Origin of the sequence: Bifidobacterium subtile, from assembly GCF_000741775.1 — a bacterium.
GTDB lineage: Bacteria > Actinomycetota > Actinomycetes > Actinomycetales > Bifidobacteriaceae > Bifidobacterium > Bifidobacterium subtile.
This window is the reverse complement of the sequence record NZ_JGZR01000006.1, coordinates 156589-176934: the sequence shown is the minus strand read 5'-3', so window position 1 is coordinate 176934 and position 20346 is coordinate 156589. Positions and strand designations below refer to the sequence as shown.

The 20346-nt window shown below is 61.4% G+C and carries 9 protein-coding genes and 2 rRNA genes; 2 read left to right on the top strand and 9 right to left on the bottom strand.

Annotation, left to right across the window (positions count from 1 at the left end):
* Positions 1-87: 87 nt before the first annotated feature.
* Both BISU_RS05240 and BISU_RS05235 read right to left on the bottom strand, forming a co-directional pair.
* Positions 88-3157 (bottom strand): 23S ribosomal RNA (locus BISU_RS05240).
* Between the two features lie 446 nt (positions 3158-3603).
* Positions 3604-5126, bottom strand: a 16S ribosomal RNA gene (locus BISU_RS05235).
* The 16S and 23S rRNA genes sit together here, the layout of an rRNA operon.
* Positions 5127-5826: 700 nt before the next feature.
* On the opposite strand from BISU_RS05235, the gene BISU_RS05230 reads away from it, so the two are divergent.
* Entirely contained in the window at positions 5827-6627 is an 801-nt protein-coding gene (locus BISU_RS05230) for an SIR2 family NAD-dependent protein deacylase (RefSeq protein ID WP_024464396.1), read from the top strand.
* 274 nt (positions 6628-6901) lie between these two features.
* Here the strand turns inward: BISU_RS05230 and ilvA are convergent, their stop codons facing one another.
* Together ilvA and BISU_RS05220 are read right to left on the bottom strand one after the other, a co-directional pair.
* Positions 6902-8167, bottom strand: a complete 1266-nt coding sequence (ilvA, locus tag BISU_RS05225) for a threonine ammonia-lyase (RefSeq protein WP_024464397.1) — start codon at positions 8165-8167, stop codon at positions 6902-6904.
* A 60-nt stretch (positions 8168-8227) separates the two neighbouring features.
* On the bottom strand, positions 8228-10621 hold the full coding sequence (locus BISU_RS05220; protein WP_024464398.1) for a bifunctional alpha,alpha-trehalose-phosphate synthase (UDP-forming)/trehalose-phosphatase: 2394 nt from the start codon (positions 10619-10621) through the stop codon (positions 8228-8230).
* Between the two features lie 488 nt (positions 10622-11109).
* Here BISU_RS05220 and BISU_RS05215 point away from each other — a divergent pair, with 488 nt between their 5' ends.
* Entirely contained in the window at positions 11110-12396 is a 1287-nt protein-coding gene (locus BISU_RS05215; RefSeq protein ID WP_024464399.1) for a LacI family DNA-binding transcriptional regulator, read from the top strand.
* Positions 12397-12542: 146 nt separating this feature from the next.
* On the opposite strand, the gene BISU_RS11590 is transcribed toward BISU_RS05215, so the two are convergent.
* The 5 genes from BISU_RS11590 to BISU_RS05190 form a co-directional block, all read right to left on the bottom strand.
* Complete coding sequence (locus tag BISU_RS11590; RefSeq protein WP_152599264.1) at positions 12543-14987, bottom strand: Sip1-related alpha-galactosidase; 2445 nt, start codon at positions 14985-14987, stop codon at positions 12543-12545.
* Between the two features lie 241 nt (positions 14988-15228).
* The gene (locus tag BISU_RS05205) at positions 15229-16968 is read right to left on the bottom strand and encodes a glycoside hydrolase family 13 protein (protein ID WP_024464401.1); all 1740 of its coding nucleotides are present in this window, start codon (positions 16966-16968) and stop codon (positions 15229-15231) included.
* An 8-nt stretch (positions 16969-16976) separates the two neighbouring features.
* Positions 16977-17801 (bottom strand): carbohydrate ABC transporter permease, encoded by an 825-nt coding sequence (locus BISU_RS05200; protein ID WP_024464402.1) that lies wholly within the window; start codon positions 17799-17801, stop codon positions 16977-16979.
* Positions 17802-17805: 4 nt separating this feature from the next.
* Entirely contained in the window at positions 17806-18672 is an 867-nt protein-coding gene (locus BISU_RS05195; protein ID WP_033503258.1) for a carbohydrate ABC transporter permease, read from the bottom strand.
* Positions 18673-18969: 297 nt separating this feature from the next.
* Complete coding sequence (locus BISU_RS05190) at positions 18970-20295, bottom strand: ABC transporter substrate-binding protein (protein ID WP_024464404.1); 1326 nt, start codon at positions 20293-20295, stop codon at positions 18970-18972.
* Between the last annotated feature and the right edge of the window lie 51 nt (positions 20296-20346).

Genomic DNA, 20346 nt, shown 5'->3' with positions numbered 1-20346 from the left:
TCGTGTTGCGTTTCGAGTGCTCCAGTCGTCTGGAGGCAGTCTAAGATGAGGCTCCTCACGTACGCGCTCCCTGTAAAGGAGTGTGTGGTGTGGTTGCCTTTCGACCATTAGTACCGGTCAGCTCCACCCCTCGCGGGGCTTCCACGTCCGGCCTATCAACCACGTGTTCTGCATGGGGTCTACAACAGCTCGAGGGCTGTACGGAATACTGATCTCGGAGCAGGCTTCCCGCTTAGATGCTTTCAGCGGTTATCCCTTCCGAACGTAGCCAACCGGCCGTGCCGCTGGCGCGACAACCGGCATACCAGAGGTTCGTCCACCCAGGTCCTCTCGTACTATGGGCAGGTCTCCTCAATATTCCAACGAGCGCAGAGGATAGAGACCAAACTGTCTCACGACGTTCTGAACCCAGCTCGCGTGCCGCTTTAATCGGCGAACGGCCGAACCCTTGGGACCTGCTACAGCCCCAGGATGCGACGAGCCGACATCGAGGTGCCAAACCATCCCGTCGATATGGACTCTTGGGAATGATCAGCCTGTTATCCCCGGGGTACCTTTTATCCGTTGAGCGATGCCGCGTCCGTACGCCGGCACCGGATCACTATCTCCGACTTTCGTCCCTGCTCGAGCCGTCGCTCTCGCAGTCAAGCTCCCTTGTGCGATTGCACTCAACACCCGATTGCCAACCGGGCTGAGGGAACCTTTGAGCGCCTCCGTTACTCTTTAGGAGGCAACCGCCCCAGTTAAACTACCCGCCAGGCACTGTCCCTGACACGGATGACGTGCCGAGGTTAGACATCAAATTCGGACAGAGCGGTATTTCACTTGGCGGCTCCACCATGGCTGGCGCCACGGCTTCGAAGCCTCCCGCCTATGCTACACAATCCGAACCTAATGACAATACCAAGGTATAGTAAAGGTCCCGGGGTCTTTTCGTCCTTCTGCGCTTAACGAGCATCTTTACTCGTACTGCAATTTCGCCGAGCTCCTGGTCGAGACAGTGGGGAAGTCGTTACGCCATTCGTGCAGGTCGGAACTTACCCGACAAGGAATTTCGCTACCTTAGGATGGTTATAGTTACCACCGCCGTTTACCGGGGCTTGAATTCACCGCTTCGCCAAAAGGCTGACGGATCCTCTTAACCTTCCGGCACCGGGCAGGCGTCAGTGCATATACAGCGACTTTCGTCTTCGCATGCACCTGTGTTTTTGGTAAACAGTCGCTACCCCCTCTTTTGTGCCACCCCCCTCAGCTCCCCGCGCGAGGCGGTTCACCATGAGGGGCCTCCCTTATACCGAAGGCACGGGAGTGATTTGCCGAGTTCCTTGACCAGGATTCGCTCGATCGCTTTGGTATTCTCTACCTGACCACCTGTGTCGGTTTGGGGTACGAGCGGCATGAGCCCTCGCGCCGAAGCTTTTCTCGGCAGCTGGGATCACCGGATTCGGGCCGTACGGCCCCCATCATCGCACCTCGCCCTCATGCCCCGCGGATTTGCCTGCGGGACGGGCTGCGTGCTTGACCACGGAAAACCACCTCCGCGGCCGGCTGCCCCTCTGCGTCACTCCTGCGCTGTCCTACTACAAGGATCGGTCCCAACAGCCGCGCCGCATCCCCCTCCCGAAGGAAGGGTAAGCCGCGCGGCCGGAGGTTAGTACTCCAAGCCTCGGATTTGGCGGTCTCACGCCGGTACGGGAATATCAACCCGTTCATCCAATCGACTACGCCTGTCGGCCTCGCCTTAGGACCCGACTCACCCGGGGACGTTGAACGTGGCCCCGGAACCCTTGGTCATCCAGCGGGCGGGATTGTAACCCGCCTTTCGCTACTCATGTCTGCATTCTCACTTCCATGCAGTCCACGGCCGGCTTGCGCCGCCGCTTCGCCCCGCATGGAACGCTCTCCTACCCAGCATTACTAAAAATAACGCTGCCGCGTCTTCGGTGGTGTGCTTGAGCCCCGCTACATTGTCGGCGCGGAACCACTAGACCAGTGAGCTGTTACGCACTCTTTCAAGGATGGCTGCTTCTGAGCCAACCTCCTGGCTGTCTATGCGACTCCACATCCTTTCCCACTTAGCACACGCTTAGGGACCTTAGACGACGATCTGGGCTGTCTCCCTTTCGACGACGGAGCTTATCCCCCGCCGACTCACTGCCGCGATACGACCTCGCAGGTATTCGGAGTTTGGTTGCTGTCGGTACCCTATACGGGCCCTCAAGCATCCAGTAGCTCTACCCCCTGGAGGCAATGACGCGACGCTGCACCTAAATGCATTTCGGAGAGAACCAGCTATCACGGAATTTGATTGGCCTTTCACCCCTAACCCCAAGTCATCCCCTCAGTTTTCAACCTAAGTGGGTTCGGTCCTCCACGCGGTCTTACCCGCGCTTCAACCTGCTCAGGGCTAGATCATCCCGCTTCGGGTCCAGGACATGCGACTGAAAACGCCTTTTAAGACTCGCTTTCGCTACGGCTCCCCCACCCGGGTTAGCCTCGCCACATGCCACTGACTCGCAGACTCATTTTTCGATAGGCACGCCGTCACCCCGAAAGGCTCCGACGGTTCGTAAGCGCATGGTTTCAGAAACTATTTCACTCCCCTCCCGGGGTACTTTTCACCTTTCCCTCACGGTACTCGTTCGCTATCGGTCAGACAGGTATATTTAGACTTACCCAACGGTCTGGGCGGATTCGCACGGGATTCCACGAGTCCCGTGCTACTTGGGAAACACGATCGGGAGTCAGCGCGCATACGGCTACGGGGCCATCACCCTCTGCGGCCCGGCATTCAATCCGGTTCGCCTCACGCGCTGATTGATCACTCCCGCCGGCCCCGTCAGAGGCCGGACACATGCTCCCACGACACCGGCCGCGCAACGCCTGACGGCTATCACGCGCGGCCGGTTTAGTCTGCTCCGCTTTCGCTCGCCACTACTCACGGAATATCTTCTCCTGCAGGTACTGAGATGTTTCACTTCCCTGCGTGCCCCCCGCTCGAAAGCGGTGCCGGCCCATGACGGCCGGCGGGTTTCCCCATTCGGAAATCCTCGGATCAAAGCCCTGTTGGCGGCTCCCCGAGGCTTATCGCAGCCTCAAACGTCCTTCTTCGGTACTGTCTGCCAAGGCATCCACCATGCGCCCTTGCAAGCAACACGCACCCGTTCGCACGAATGCATACGCCGCAAGGATCTCATATAGCTTGCTCTCGGACAACTATCATCACACTAAAATGATCACAAAACGATCGACGCGACCCCGAAAAAAATCAAGATCGGTCGAAATTGTCAAATCTAACAAAGCAAAGAACAAATGTTCTTCGCTCGCGTCCACTATCCAGTTCTCAAACCACCACGCACCACGCACCCAGACACAGCCACAACGGCCAGCCCGGACGCGAGGGCACGAATCGCACCAACCATAACGGTTGGGGTGGCGATCCGGGAGCCCAAAAGCGCATCCCATACGTACTTCCCGGCCCGAGGGCCAGCCAGACGATCATCATGATCTCTTCCACACCAGCAGCCCGAGACTCAAGGACCGGAGCATCCGGCCCGCTCGGGCGACACCGGCCAGCAGAACGCTGGCCTGAATTCTCCGTAGAAAGGAGGTGATCCAGCCGCACCTTCCGGTACGGCTACCTTGTTACGACTTAGTCCCAATCACGAGTCTCACCTTAGACGGCTCCCTCCAAAAGGTTAGGCGACCGGCTTCGGGTGCTACCCACTTTCATGACTTGACGGGCGGTGTGTACAAGGCCCGGGAACGCATTCACCGCGACGTTGCTGATTCGCGATTACTAGCGACTCCGCCTTCACGCAGTCGAGTTGCAGACTGCGATCCGAACTGAGACCGGTTTTCAGGGATCCGCTCCGCCTCGCGGCGTCGCATCCCGTTGTACCGGCCATTGTAGCATGCGTGAAGCCCTGGACGTAAGGGGCATGATGATCTGACGTCATCCCCACCTTCCTCCGAGTTAACCCCGGCGGTCCCTTGCGAGTTCCCGCCATGACGCGCTGGCAACACAAGGCAAGGGTTGCGCTCGTTGCGGGACTTAACCCAACATCTCACGACACGAGCTGACGACGACCATGCACCACCTGTGAACCGGCCCCGAAGGGAAACCCCATCTCTGAGGTCGTCCGGAACATGTCAAGCCCAGGTAAGGTTCTTCGCGTTGCATCGAATTAATCCGCATGCTCCGCCGCTTGTGCGGGCCCCCGTCAATTTCTTTGAGTTTTAGCCTTGCGGCCGTACTCCCCAGGCGGGACGCTTAACGCGTTAGCTCCGACACGGAACCCGTGGAACGGGCCCCACATCCAGCGTCCACCGTTTACGGCGTGGACTACCAGGGTATCTAATCCTGTTCGCTCCCCACGCTTTCGCTCCTCAGCGTCAATAACGGCCCAGAGACCTGCCTTCGCCATTGGTGTTCTTCCCGATATCTACACATTCCACCGTTACACCGGGAATTCCAGTCTCCCCTACCGCATTCTAGCCTGCCCGTACCCGGCGCAGATCCACCGTTAAGCGATGGACTTTCACACCGGACGCGACAAGCCGCCTACGAGCTCTTTACGCCCAATAATTCCGGATAACGCTTGCACCCTACGTATTACCGCGGCTGCTGGCACGTAGTTAGCCGGTGCTTATTCGAAAGGTACACTCACTTACGCTTGCTCCCTAACAAAAGAGGTTTACAACCCGAAGGCCGTCATCCCTCACGCGGCGTCGCTGCATCAGGCTTGCGCCCATTGTGCAATATTCCCCACTGCTGCCTCCCGTAGGAGTCTGGGCCGTATCTCAGTCCCAATGTGGCCGGTCGCCCTCTCAGGCCGGCTACCCGTCGAAGCCTTGGTGGGCCATTGCCCCACCAACAAGCTGATAGGACGCGACCCCATCCCATGCCGATAAAATCCTTCCCAGAAGACCATGCGGTCAACTGGAGCATCCGGCATTACCACCCGTTTCCAGGAGCTATTCCGGAGCATGGGGCAGGTCGGTCACGCATTACTCACCCGTTCGCCACTCTCACCAGAGTGCAAGCACTCTGGATCCCGTTCGACTTGCATGTGTTAAGCACGCCGCCAGCGTTCATCCTGAGCCAGAATCGAACCCTCCACAAAAAAATGCAGAAAGCCTCGAAAAGGCCCTCATATATATAATTGACGGGACCGTTTATAAGGAAAACGATCCACACAAAACCCCGACGCCCATTAAGCCCCCCAGGGCACCCACACGCAAAAACACGCGCAGGCAGGCATCGGACTGGCAATCACAACAAAAATCTGACTATAAAAAGTAGTACAAAACACGCTCTTGAGTTCTCAAACCACCACCACACCAACAAACCGCTTGACTCTCTAGGAGAGAAGCTGTCGTGTTGAGCAGCAAGAGACAAACTTACACGAGGTGTGGCATCTGCGCAAATCGGGGTGCCTGAAAAAGCCGATAACCGTTGCAATAGCAAGGTTCCTTCGGCGTGTCGAAAATGCTGTATTTTCGCTCTTCCTTAAGCTTAGCCCACCTAAAAGCACGAATATATTTCCTGGAAATCACAGCTGCGGGCGTGTCGAGGGCGATCCGGCACACGGCAGTCTCGCCATAGCGGGAAATGCGCTCTATACATACCGCTATATCGCCAATACGAGGTGCCGTACGTATTGCGGCACGATATATATAGGTATGACAGACAATAGATATGACAGATAGAGCTGCAACTTCGCAGACGGCATAGCGCTGCAGAGCAAGACAGTGCGGATAGCGCGATGACGTGCGCGGCGAACGGCGATGGCGGCGGCGCGAAGTTCGTGATAAGCCTGTGTCATGGCTATGCATATTGCAGTTTTGACAGGCGCCGGCATTTCCACATCGGCAGGCATCCCTGACTTCCGGGGACCGGACGGAGTCTGGACCAAGCATCCGGAGCAGATGAACGTCTATGACATCGATGCGTTCCTGAGCGATAAGGAGCAGCGCGAGTATTCCTGGCGCTGGCAGAAGGAGTCGCCGGTCTGGGGCGCACAGCCGGGCACGGCGCATAAAGCGCTGGCCAAGCTTGAGCAGGCAGGGATGCTGGATCTCCTAGCGACGCAGAACTTCGACGGTCTGCATGAGAAAGCGGGCAATAGCGACGAGGTGATCGTCAACCTGCATGGCACCATCGCCACATCACACTGCATGAAGTGCCATGCCCGCTACGATACCGCGCCGATTATGGACAAACTCGACACGGAGCCCGACCCCCACTGCCGCCGTCAGCTGCCGTACCGGGGGAACATGCCTTGCAATGGCATCATCAAAACCGATGTCGTCTACTTCGGCGAGGCGCTGCCGGACCGCGCCATGGAACGCTCCATGCGCAAGGTGTCACGCGCCGACGAGTTCTGGGTCATCGGCTCCACGCTCGAAGTATTCCCCGCCGCATCGCTCGTGCCGGTGGCCGCGCAGGCCGGGGTGCCGATCACCATTATGAATATGGGGCGCACGCAGTACGACCGCTTGGCAACCCGCCTGATTCACGACGATATCGCCGAGGCGCTGCCCGCGCTCGTGGATGAGACCATCGCGCGATACGGGGATACGGCAAGTGGCGCGTCTGATAAAACAATCAATAAGGAAGCCTGAGGCACTATCGGCTGACTGTCGACTGCCGCCCAGTCGGCTTTCTTGTAGTCTCGTCTACGCAACTGGGGTGGCTTGCGTGACGAGACTACGAGAAAGCAGCAGTTCTCCAGTACATCTGTCACGCATACAAGGTCGTTTGTGTAACGATGCACAAGAAAGAGACAGTCCTCGTAGTTTCGCTACGCAAATTCACCAGTTTGCGTAGCGAAACTACGAGTATCCGCGAGTATCCGGCGGTCACCCACGCCTGCTGATCCAGACAGATGGGCCGGCTTCAGTAGATGCGCTTGGGCTGGAAGCCAGCGACGCGCAAGGCCTTGAGGACCGCATCGATGTGGTCGGGGCCGTTCGTCTCCACGGTGACGCCCAAGGACACGGCATTCGTGTAATGGCCCGAGGCTTTGAACTGGTCATGGTCGAGGGCGATGACGTTCGCACGCGCATCGGCCAGCACGGTGGCCACCTTGACCAGCTGGCCGGGGGTATCGGGCAGCTCCACTTCGAAGTTCATGATGCGTCCGCGCGCAATCATGCCCTTCTGGATGACGGCGCCCATGGTGACCGTGTCGATGTTGCCTCCCGACATGATCGGCACGATGACATGGGGCTCTTGCGCTGCTGCAAAGACACGCGAATGCAGGTTGAGGTGTTCGAGCGCGGCGAGGGACACCGCTCCGGCGGCTTCGATGACGAGCTTGTGCTTTTCGAGCATGAGCAGGATCATCTCGTTGATGTCCCGCTCGCTGACCGTCACCAGATCGTCCATAAGCTCATTGAGCAGCGCGAAAGTGAGATCGCCGGGGCGCTTGACCGCAACGCCCTCAGCCGAGGTGACGACCTGGCCGGCCGGCACGACGTAACCAGCCGTGAACGAGTCCTTGAACGCGGGCGAACCCTCCGGAATCGCGCCGATGACCCGCACCTGCGGGCGGAAAGTCTTGATCGCAAGCGCCACGCCAGCGCCCAGCCCGCCGCCGCCCAGCGGAACCACGACATCGGTGACGTCGGGCACATCCTGCAGAATCTCCATGCCGATAGTGCCTTGGCCGCACAGCACCTCATAGTCGTCGAAGGGCGGCACGAACACCATGCCGTCATCCCGGCTCAACTGGGCCGCGTAAGCCGCCGCATCGTCGAAGACGTCGCCGTGCAGCACTACCTCGGCCCCGTACGCCTTCGTGGCGTCGACTTTGAGCGGCGGCGTGGTGCGCGGCATCACTATGGTGGCCTTGGCTCCACGCTCGCGGGCCGCATAGGCCACGCCCTGCGCGTGATTGCCGGCGGATGCGGTCACGATGCCGTGATCGAGCTCAGCTTGCGAGAGCGAGGCGATCTTGTTGTAGGCCCCGCGAATCTTGAAGGACCCGGTGACCTGAAGGTTCTCGGGCTTGAGGAGCACGCGGTGCCCCGTCATGGCCGACAGCACCGGAGAGTCGATGATGGCCGTGTGCTTCGCGGTGCCTTCGAGCCGCTCGGAGGCTTTTCTCAATTCGGCCGCGTGATCGCGCGCCAGGAACTGCTGGACTTCATCATTGTTCATACAGGTCATTATCGCGCGAGGCTCGCACTTTTTCGACGCGGGTCAAAAAAGTGCGAGTCACTACTTGCCCCTCTCTGCCTTCCCGGCCTCGGATTCGGCGATCAGATAGCCGAACAGACGGTGCAGGGCGGTCGCGCTGGCGATGCGGGAGCGGGCCTTGGTCATGCCGGTGCCGACTTTAAGCGTCCAGGCGGCTTCCGGCATCGCTGCGAACATCGTCTCATCGGTGGCGTCATCGCCGACGGCGAGCATGAAGTCGTAGTCGCCGCTGGACACCCAAGGGCTTACGGCGTGGCCCTTGCTCGTCGTGAGCGGGCAGACCTCGATGATTTTGGAGTTCTCCATAACCATCAGTCCCATGCCGCCACACGTCTCGCGTAGATCGCGTATCAGGCGGTCATGCTCGCGTTGCGCCGAACGCTGACTGCTGGCGCGGTAATGCCAAGCGAGCGCGTCGGCTTTGTGCTCGATGAAGGACCTCGGCACTCGATTGACCGATTCCTGCATCATGGCTTCGATCTTGGGCTGCCAGTCCTCAGGATCAGGCATATTCTCGGAGCGGACCCATGTACGGCCCTTCGGATTGTAGTCGTTGCGCCACGCGCCATGCTCGGCCACGAGACTCACTGGCAGTTCGCCGAACCACTGATCCATGATCGCATGGCTACGGCCTGAGACAATCGCCAGATCCACGCCGGGTTCGGTGCCGATGCGGCTGAGCAGCGCACGCAATTCCAAGGTCGGACGGGCGTGGTTCGGGTCGCGCACCAAAGGGGTGAGCGTGCCGTCGTAGTCGCATAGCAGCAGCTTGCGGTCGGCCTTGGCCCACTGTTCGAGCAAGGCATTGCGCTGATCCATGCGCAGCCGCTTGTCGTCGAGTCCAGGGTCGGAGACCTGCAGCAATGCGTCGAGGAACCCAGCGCACCAAGTGCCGGCTGTGCGGGCCTTGATGCGTGCCTGCATCGCGCGATTGCGGCGGGTCGATTCCTCCGGGCTGATTTCCAAGGCATCGTGCAAGGCCTCGCAGGTCATCTCGATATCGTACGGATTGACGATGAAGGCCTCGGTAAGCTCCTTGGCCGCTCCGCACATGTCGGAAAGCACCAGCGCGCCCTCGCGCCCATCATGGCAGGCCAGATACTCCTTGGCTACCAGATTCATGCCATCGCGCAGCGGAGTCACCAGCGCCACGTCTCCCGCCGCATAGATGCCGCAGACCGGCTTGATAGGCAGCGAGCGCGTGATGTAATGAATCGGCGTCCACGCAAGCATCGAAAAGCGGCCGTTGATCTTCCCGACCAACTGATCGACCTGCTGCTTGAGCCGCCGATAGGTTTCGACATCCCCGCGCGAAGGAGTAGCAAGCAAATAGTAGGTTACGTGGCCGGTCCATTCGGGATATTTCTCGAGCAGCCGCTCGAAGGCTCGCAGGCGCTCAGGCAGGCCCTTCGTGTAATCGAGCCGGTCGACGGAGACGACGACCTTGTTGGGCTTGCTGTCCTTGCCGAACAGCGCCGACTGGGCCAGCGTGAGCTCGGGCAGCTCCTCGTGCACGTGATGGCTCCACCAGGAGCCGCTCTTTCTCGCAGCTTCCTCAGCGGCAGAGCTTTCCGCGCTCAGCGAGGTGTTGTAGCGGCGCCCTGGCCGCTTGCCGCTCTGCTCTTCGATGCCGCGGCGCATGGCCCGAGCCAGGCTCGAACTGGTCGTGCGGCGATAGAGGTTGTAGTCGATGCCGATCGGGAACGCGTCGATGGTCGCTGTGTGGCTCTCATCCACGGCGACGCGCCCGGCCTCATCCACCTCGATATCCAGCAGCTGCTGCACGCAGGATTTGAAGTTCTCTACAAAGTCCACGGTATGGAAGCCCAGCAGGTCCGCGCCAAGCACGCCTCTGAGGATGTCGCGGCTCTGGGGCAGCGAGCGGAATATCTCCGGGCTGGGGAAGGGCACATGCAGGAACCAGCCGATGGAGATGTCGCTGAAGCGCTGGCGCAGCATGTTGGGCAGCAGCATCAGGTGATAGTCCTGCACCCACACCGTGTCGCCCTTGTGAATCAAGGGGGCGAGGGCGTCGGCGAAGAGCTGATTGACCTGGCTGTAAGTCTCCCAGGTATTGGGGTCGAACACGGCTTCGTGCGAAAAATCGTGCAGCAGCGGCCATAGGGTGTTGTTGGAGAATCCTGCATAGAAACCAGAGACCTGTTCGGCGCTCAGGAAGAGCGGCACGCAGCGGTTCTCCTCGTAAGTGGACCGCATTGCCTCGATTTCCTCTTCCGTATGCTCAGCCGGGTCCTCCCCGCTCCACCCGACCCACAGGCAGTCATGATGCGAGCGATGATATGGTCCGATAGCCGTGGCGAGGCCGCCGACATTCTGTTTAAGCGAATAGGAGCCGTCCTCCTGAGCGTCCAGCGACATCGGCAACCTATTAGAGACGATGATGAGACGTGGCATGATATCTCCGTTTTCCGCCGGCAAAAGAATCAAAACAACGCTGGTACCCAGCCGACTCGAAAGGCGGGAGTTTCCCGCCCTCGTCTTTCCTTTTTCAGCTATATCATATCGAACTCGCGGAAAGCTTGAATCTTCCCTTGTTCTGCGCCCCGTCACGGCCTGCAGCGGACGACCGGAATTCATATCGCGGGTATGCTGCGGGCGGCGAAACGATTAAGGGAACGGCAGTCATGCCAATGATTGCACGGGATCTGCAGTGGATACGGCTGGAAGCGTCATAGCATTGAAATCACCTCGCCGCTGCACGCTCGGCGTCTTCTCTGGGAGTTCGCTGACTGCGAAGTTAAAGCGGGAACGACGGATAAGAGGCGGTCGGCGGCGCTCGACCGGCACACCGGCGATTAATCGGCACGCTTCATGACTAGACTCTTGGGTAGGTGGTTCGTCATGCAACGACCGCGCGACGGCCTTACGAGAAAGGACTCGGCATGGTTGGGATGCGGGATGTTGCCAAGGAGGCGGGAGTCTCGCTCAGCACGGTCTCACTGGTTGTGAACGACACCGGATATGTGTCGCACGACATGCGCGACCGAGTGGCCGCCGCCATGAAGAAGCTCGACTACATCCCCAACGAGCTCGCCCGCAACTTCTACCGTGACCGCACCGATATGATCGGCGTCATCGTGCCGACCATAACCCATCCCTTCTTCTCCACGCTGGCCGCCGCGCTGCAGCATGAGCTGGCCGGGAAAGGGTATCGCACGCTACTGTGCTCGCAAGCAGACACCGAAGCCGGCGAGACCGAATACGTCGATATGCTGCAGCGCCACATGATGGACGGCATCATCATGGCCGCGCACACCTCGCACGCCCCGGACTACTGGACGTCGATCGGCCGTCCGGTCGTCGCCTTCGACCGGTACCTCGGCGCTGGCATCCCCTCGATCGGCTCGGACCACGTCCACGGCGGGCAGCTCATCGTGCAGCAGCTCATCCGCACCGGCGCACGGCACGTGGTGAGCATCGGCGGGCCGCGCAGCCAGTTCCATGATCTTCCTGCGCAGGGGTCGCGAAGCCCACAGGACTCGCAAGGTTCACAGGATTCACAGGATTCACAGCTGACTCAGCTGAGTCAGTCCACGCAGGCCGGGCAGTCGAGGCAGATCCGCGCGAAAGCAGGCGTTGGCGCTTCCGTCTCCGGCGCCAGCAACGGCTCTGACAGCGTCGACACCACGTTCCCCACAGTGCGCTATTACCTGACCTTGGAGCGAGAGCTGAGCCAGGCCGCGATTCGCTATGATTACATCGAAGTCGGCGAAGTCTACGATGTGCAAGGCTACCCGCGCATAGCGCACGAGATCTTCGAGCGATTCCCGGATGTCGATGCCATCGTGGGTTCGGATGTCAGCGCCGCATACTGCATTCAGGAGGCGTTGCGCCGCGGCCGGCGCATCCCCGACGAACTGCAGATCATCGCTTATGACGGCTCCTACCTGGCTGATGCCGCAGGAATGCGGATTACGGCCATTCGACAGGATTTCGCGATGATAGCCAAACTCGCCAGCGAGCGCATCATCGCGGAAATCGGGAAGAGCGAGACCGGGAAGGCCACCCGCGCCGCAACATCGGGCCAGTCATCCGGCGCGATGCGACGAGACGGCGCCGCTGCTCCCGCTTCCCCGGGAGAGGACGGCACCGAAGAACGCCCGGACGTACGCCCGCAAAGTGCGTTGGTGCCCGTGCAGCTGCGGCTCGGGGAGACCACGCGGGGCTGAATGACGGCTGGCCGCGAGCCGCGCCGGAGTCGGCTGGCCGATACTGGTCGGATTCGTGCGTTATGACGCCTGAAATGCGGGAATCTGACCAGTACGGGGCAGTAAGGACGGTTGTCGACTTGTCAGGCTCGCGGCATTGACGTGCTTTACAGGCAGAGCGTCAGCGAAGTAGCGGGCGAATCGGGCACCACGCAGAGCGCACCGTGGCGTTCGTACGCCAGATTGCTGCCGTCGTCTAATTGCACAGCCGTGCAGCGGCGCTCGGGATCCAGGAAAGCGAACGTTCCCGGCTGAGCCAAGGTCACCGTCAGTGCGGCAGGATTCGCTATGCCGTTGCAGCTGCCGTCGTGTCTGCCATCGCGACCGCGCCTGTCATCGTCACTCCTGCTGCCGTCGTTGCGCTTGCAGGCGAGAACCGTTGCGGGGGCACCGAGCACATCAATCAGACCCAGCGGTTCGATGCCGATTGATTGCGCGTCTCCAGCCGCGCCGTCGACAGCGCCGCAGCCGTCGACGCAATCGCGAGTCGCGGCATCGAAGCCTTCACAGCCGCCAAGTCCGCCAACGGAATCAGCAACGTCAAAGGCGTCAATACCATACAGCGTTTTCATCTGCCCGTAATCGATGTCATACGACACAGCTTCGCCGGGATTCAGGCGCACCGCCCGCCGACCGTCGAGGTCTACCACCCAGCGGCTAGCGGCTTGCGCTTCCACGACGGCCACCTGCTTGCCGCCGGGACGCAGCCCGATGAACACCATGACCTGCCAGCGACCGAAACGGTTGGCGACGCCCAACGCCTGCAGCGAGAGCGTGGGGTCTTCCAGCAGCGAGCCGGGAAGCGGCCGGCATGCGTCATCGGGGCGCGGCACCGTTCCATCAGCAAGCGCGATGCCGCGCAATACCGCCGGATCGGTGCGGCCCAAGGCGTCGGAGCAGTACACCGGCCCGCCGCTCAGCGCCCGCAGCGCGGCGTGGACGCGGGCATGAGGGTGACGTGTCCAGAACATATCCCAATCGCAGTGGTACAGCTCGCCCATCAGCAGTGCGCAATAGGCGTTCTGCATCACATGCTCGGCCAAGGATTGCGGCTCGTGCGGCAAGTAGTCGTCGCTTGTACGCGTGACGGGCGAGGTGGGGCGATGCCAGTAGTTCTCCGGGGCCATCCCCATGCAGTTGATCAGCGCACCGTCGAATTGCTGCGCCGCCACGGCATCCAATCCGGCATGGCGTCCCCAAGTGGCCTGCCCGTAACCCTGTACACCGCGCGTCATCGCCGTGGTCGAGCTTTGGGAGTCGACTTTGACGAAATCGATGCCGGCCGCACGCAGCGCGCGGTCCCACGCGTCCCAGAAACGATACGAGCGATCGGCGCGTTCACTTGGTATCAGGCAGCCGTTCGCCGTGGCGGACAGTGCGTCGCCCGCTGCGGCGGCTGCGCCTCCACGCGGGTCTATGCCGGCCCAATAGCCCTGGAAGGCCTGCCATACGCCGACGCTGCGCACGCCGTAGCGTGATTTGAGCAACTGCGCGGTGTGCCCGATGCCCTTCGGGAAACGTGCCCGATCAGCCTCGAAGGCCGCCAATCGCTGGGATTCGCGGTCGACATTCGACCAGCCGTCGTCGATGAGCACCCAGGAGATCGGCACCCGCTGCTCCTTGAATTCCTCCATTTTGGCGATGATGGACGCCTCGTCCACATCCTGGCCGAGCGAATCCCATGTGCACCATCCCAGCCCGGTTAGCGCCTCGGGAAATGGCCGCTGAGGCCGCATCCGAATCCCCAGCTGCTGTGCGGTGGCCTGCGCACATGCGTGTATGGCTTCATACGGATCCGCGCCCACGGCCGCATACCCGGCGACGCCATGCAGCGCGATACGCCCGGCGCAGTTGGTGGACATCTGAAGACACAGCCGGCCGTCCCGGCTGCACAAGTCCGCGCGCATATCGCCGTCGCATGCCATCACGAGGACGCGCCAGAGCCTATCGCCGCCGCGCCAAAGCGCCATCTGCGTGCGGGCGGGAAGTCCATCCAACGAGTCGCGCCACGTGGGGCGCATCCACCATTCCTTATGCTGATACAGCGCCAGAATATCGCCGCCCGGAAGCGCGTTGCCTTCCAACGATGAAGTCGCATCCAATGCCACGCTCAACGAGCAATCAGGCTCGAAGGTGTCCTGCTCTTGGAAAGCTGCGGCACGACCTTCCGGCTGCGTCAGCTCGGCGGATACGTCGATGCGCCAGAGCGCGGGCCGCGCCGACGCCGAGCTGCGATGCGCACCGCCATCTTTGACGCTGTCGTCATGAACGCTGCCGGCAGTGCCGGCATTATCGGCATGAGCAGCATGCCCGATATCCATGCTGCCGCCATTCAAGCCGCTGCACGCGCCAACATCGGCCACGCCCTGAGAGCGATGAGAAGAGTCCAGCGTCCCGACGGTCTGCGGAACCACGGCAACTGCACCGGCCGGCAGCGGCCGGTCGAAGCTTGCGGGATTCCCGCCGTAGGCCGCGACGCCGGAACGGACATGAGCCACCGCGCCGCGAACAACGATTGGGCGATCGGGCGTGGTCATAGGCGTATCGTTCAATGCCTGTTCCTTTCAGCTGTAGAGATGCGGTGCAAGATAGTGGTCATAATGCATGGTAAGCGCGGCGCTCAGCACGAACGTCGCACGTCACGAGATAGCGTGCGACGCATGGCATCACACGGCGCTCTTGCACAGCGTTTATTACGCACTGTCTATTACACAGTTACACAGCGCTTATTACAACAATGCCTATTGCAACTGTGCACCATATCGCACAGCGAGCGGTATCGCACGGCACCGCTCATCGAAACAGTTCGGCGACCTCGTTCACATGTACCGCCCAACTCGCATGATCCGGCACGCACCACACCGTAGTGCACGCCGGCACCGGCACGTTCTCGGCTTCATCCAGATCGCCTGACCCGCCTGCCTTGTTCGCGTCGGAGGAAAGCACCACCGTATAACCCTGTGGCAGCGGCGCAGGCTCATCATCCGAGAAGTTGGCCAGCACCATCATGCCCGAGGGCAGCCGCCAGGAAAGCACGCGTGGGTTCGCGGCGTCGCCAGCCCATTGGAACCCTTGCTCGCCGTCTTTGCCCACCCATTGCCGCCGCAGCGCGATGGCCTTGCGATACATCGAAAGCGCGGAATCCGATTCATGCTCCTGTGCGTCAGCCGCATAATCAGCGAACCACGAGGGCTGCGGCAGCCAGGCGGCTCCCGTTTGGTTGAAACCGAATGCCGGGGCCGACGCATCCCATGCCAATGGCACACGGCAACCATCGCGGCCCTTGAAACGATGAGAGGAACGCTGCCAGTTGGGGTCTTGTATCTCCTCGGGCGCAAGGTCGAAATCCTTAGGAAGCCCGAGCTCTTCGCCCTGATAGATGAACGCGGTACCGGGCAGACCCAGCATCACCAAGGCGGCTGCGCGAGCGCGACGGCGTGCGAGAGCCGGATCGATTGGCGGGACCGTGCCATTCGAAGTGACCCATGCCTCGATGTCCGCGCCTTTCGGCAAGCCAAGACGCGATGCTATGCGCGGCACATCGTGATTGCCCAAGACCCAGGTCGGGGCCGTGCCGGCCTGCATCGCATACCGATACGTACGATCGATAGCAGTACGGTATTCGCTGCAATCCCAGGCTGCCTTCGACAGCGAAAAATCGAACACCGCTCCCAGCTCGTCTTGCTGCGCATACTGGAACACGCGTTCGGTGAAAGGCGTCCAAGACTCGCCCACTGCGTATTTGGGCGGCGAATACCGATCGAGCAGCTCGCGCCAGCCTCGGTATATCTCATGCACCGCGTCGCGATCCCACAACGGATCCGAGCCGTCGCTGGCCTCGGGCGACATCACCATGGGATTGATGCGGTCGCGCAGCGGATCGCGCAGGTCCTTCGCCAGGCCGTGCGAGACATCGACGCGGAAGCCATCAACGCCTTTGTCGCACCAGAATTTCAGGATGTCGAGGAATTCGGTACGCACCTCGGGGTTGTCCCAGTTCAGGTCAGGCTGCTCACGCGCGAACAGATGCAGGTAATACCAGCCGTCGCCGCAGGGCTGCCAGGCGGAGCCGCCGAAGTTGCTCAGCCAGTTGGTGGGCGGCAGCTCGCCATGCTCGCCTTTTCCGCGTCGGAAGACGTACCGGTCGCGCTCAGGCGACCCCGGCTGCGCCGCAAGCGCGGCTTGGAACCAAGGATGGCGGTCGGAGGTGTGGTTCGGCACGATGTCGACGAGCACGCGGATGCCGGCGGCATGAGCTGCGGCGACCAGCGCGTCGAACTGCGCCATCGTGCCGAATCGGGGGTCGACGCCGCGATAGTCGGCGACATCGTAGCCGCCATCCGCCAACGGCGACGGGTAGAAGGGCGAAAGCCAGATGGCGTCCACGCCCAGCGAGCGCAGATAGTCAAGCTTGTCGCATACGCCTTGCAGGTCGCCTTCGCCATCCCCGTTCGCGTCCTGAAAAGAACGCGGATAGATCTGGTAGATGACTGCGTTCCTCCACCAATCGGCGCCGTTGCGGATTTCGGCCATGAATCAACTCACCCCTTGACGGGTCCGGCCAGCATGGCGCGGATGAAGTAGCGTTGCAGGAAGACGAACAGGATCATCGTCGGGGCCATGATGAGCAGCGCACCGGCGTTGAGCAGCACCACATCGGTCTGATACTGGCCGACGAAGGCCTGCAGCGCGCCTGCCATCGTGCGCTTGTTCGGGTCGTTCTCCAAGACCACGGCCAGCAGGAACTGGTTCCAGGTGGCCAAGAAGGTGAGGATGCCGAGCGAGGAGATGGAGGGCAGCGCCAGCGGCAGCTGGATCGAGCGCAAGGTGCGCAGGTAGCCTGCGCCGTCGATCGACGCGTCCTCGATCAGGTCGCGCGGCATCTGCTCGAAGCAGGAGCGCATCCACAGGATGCCGAAGGGAATATTCAGGCCGATCAGCGGCGGCATCAGCGCCAGCCGCGTATTCAGCAGCCCCATGCCGCTGATCTCGTAGTACAGCGGCGTGACGAGCGTTTCGAACGGAATCGTCAGGCCGACGACGAACAGCATGTAGAACAGGCCCTTGAACGGCACGCGCAGCTGGGCGAAGGCGTAGCCGCCGAGCGAGCAGAAGATGACCACGCATGGCACGACCACGATCACGAGTATCGTGCTGCTGATCAGGAGCGGCGTGATGTTCGCCATATTCCACGCGTCCACGAAATTCTCCCAATGCGGATGCGCGGTGAACTGGATGCCCTCAGGCGTCGAGCCCTGCGGCTGAACCGCCGCGGAGAACATGCTCAGGAACGGCAGAATGCAGAAGATGATGGTCAGGGCGAGCATCACCGTGCCCAGGACTTGAACTGATTTACCTTGCTTCATGAGTTCAGCGCTCCTTTCCGTTGACCAGACGCTGCACCGGCCCGACGACCAGCAGCACCAGCACCATCAGCGCGACGGCGAGGGCCGAAGCCAGGCCGACGCTTTGCTGGGTGAAGGCCAGCCGGTAGACCTGCACGCCAGGGACCATCGTGGAGGTGCCCGGGCCGCCTTGGGTCGACATGTAGACCACGTCGAAGCTGGCGAGCGCGGAGACGATGGTCATCGTCAGGCATACGCCGATCTGCCCGCGCAGGCCGGGGATGGTGATGCTGAACAGCTGACGCCACCAGCCGGCTCCGTCAAGGCTCGCCGCCTCGTACAGCGACTGGTCGATGCCGCCGATGCCCGAAAGCAGCAGCACGACGCAGAAGCCGAGCTGCAGCCAGAAGCCGATCACGCCCACGGCGTTCAATGACGTGGACTGGTCGCCCAGCCACACATGCGCCGCGCCGCCCAGACCGACCGCACGCAGCAGCTGGTTGGCGGTGCCCTTGTCGGCGAGCATCCAAGTCCAGGCGACGCCGGCCGCGGCGCCCGGAATGACGCGTGGCAGGAACAGGCATACCTGCGAGAAGGAGCGGCCGACCTTGGACTTCATGTCCTTGATGAGCACGGCGGTGATCAGGCCCAGCACGATGGGGATGATCGAGAAGAAGATGATGAGCCAGAAGGCATGCAGAATCGAACCGTACAGCTCGGGATCGGTGAAGACAGTGGCGTAGTTGCGCAGGCCGACGAAGGTGCTTTCGTCGATGCCGTTCCAGTCATAGAGCGAGTACCAGATCGTCTGGATGATCGGCCCCAGCTCGAAGATCGCGTAGAACGCGAAGGCCGGAAGCAGGAACAGCAGACTGACCAAGCCCAGCGGCATCTTGCGCTTCGGCTTATGCACGACGACCGGCGCTGCCTCGCCGGACTCGCCTGCGCGGGCGGATTGATGGTTATTCATAAAGGTATTCACCACACTTTTTAAAAGACACTGCTTTAAAGACGCTGCGTGTTGATCGGTTGCGACCACACTGCACATTGATCACACTGCGTACGAGCTGCTCATGGAATCTCCGAAAACCACGGGCGAGCGCATAAGCCAACTCATAGGGAAACCGGGCGAGGCAGCGTGTGCCTCGCCCGACGATGCGCATCGGCGCGGAAATCAGCAGCTTGAAAGCTACTTGACTTCCTTGTCGTACTGCGCCTGGATGGAGTCCACGAACTGCTGCGGCTTCATCGTGCCGTCGATCAGCGACTGGAAGCCGGGGACGATGGCGCTGGCCTGGATGCCGGCGGTCGCGTTGTTGATGTAATCGGTGGTGTTGCCCGACTTGACCAGCCCCTGATAGGCGGTGAGGATCTGGCCGAGCAGCTGATTGTCGGTCTTGGGGGCCGCGCCCTCGCCGATCGGCGGATAGCCGTTGTCGACCGCGATCTGACGCGCTGTGTCGCTCTGCAGGAAGTCGAGGAACGCCGCGGCGGCGTTCTTGTTCTTGGCGTTGGCGGGGATGCCGAAGGCGCTGACGGCGTTGGCCGCGGCGGAACCGGAGTCGCTCTTCTCACCGGGGTAGGCCACCCAGCCGGAATCCTGGCCCAGGGCCGTGTTGATGGAATCCGAGTACCAGCTACCGGAGGGGAAGAACAGCGCCTTGCCGTCGCTGAAACGACTCAGCGCGGTGGACCCATCGAGCGCGAGCGCATCCGAGGAGAAGTAGTGCGCATCCTGCCACTGCTTGATCTTCTCGGCGGCCTTCACCGCGCCGGGGGTCTTGAAGGTGGCCCCGTCCTTCTGCACGATCCAGTCCTGGACCTTGTCGCGGCCCTCATAGTTCGTGAGCAGCGCTTGGTAGATGTACGAAGTGCCGCCTTCCTTGGCGGGCATCATCATCGCGAGCACGCCCGCGTCGGTGGCCTTCTTCATGTCGGCCTCAAGCTCCTCGACAGTGGCCGGGGCTTCGTTGATGCCCAGCTGCTTGGCGATTTTCTTGTTCCAGTACAGGCCGGTCATGGAAACGCCATCAGGCACCGCGTACAGGCTGCCGGAGCCGATCTTGCCGTCGGAGCCGACCCGGTAGGACTCGGTCTGCGCATCGGGCAGCTTCCACCCATACGCCTTGGCATAGGGATCGAGGTTGACCAGGTGCTTGCCGCGCACAGCGGAGTTGATGTCGGTGACGCGGGCGATGTCCGGGGTGTCGGCGGCGGAGATGACGCGCGGGCCGTTCTGCTGCGAGGTGTTGTCGGGATCGTACGTGGCCTTGATGGTGATGTTCGGGTGCTTCTTCTGGAAGGCGGCGATGAGCTGATCGTCGAACTTCTTGAGCCCGGCGCCGTCCCAGAGCCTCAGCTCGTACTTGGTGCTGCCCAGATCAGTGCTCACCGGCTCCGACTTGGCATTCGCGCCGGACCCGGACGAACCGGGGCCGCATGCGGCCACCGAGGCCAGGCAGCCCACCGCGAGCACACCCGCGAGGACGGTTTTGATGGATTTTCCTATCGACATTGATTGTCCTTTCCTTCGCCGGGGCAAGCCCGGCCTGTCTCCTTCGACTCA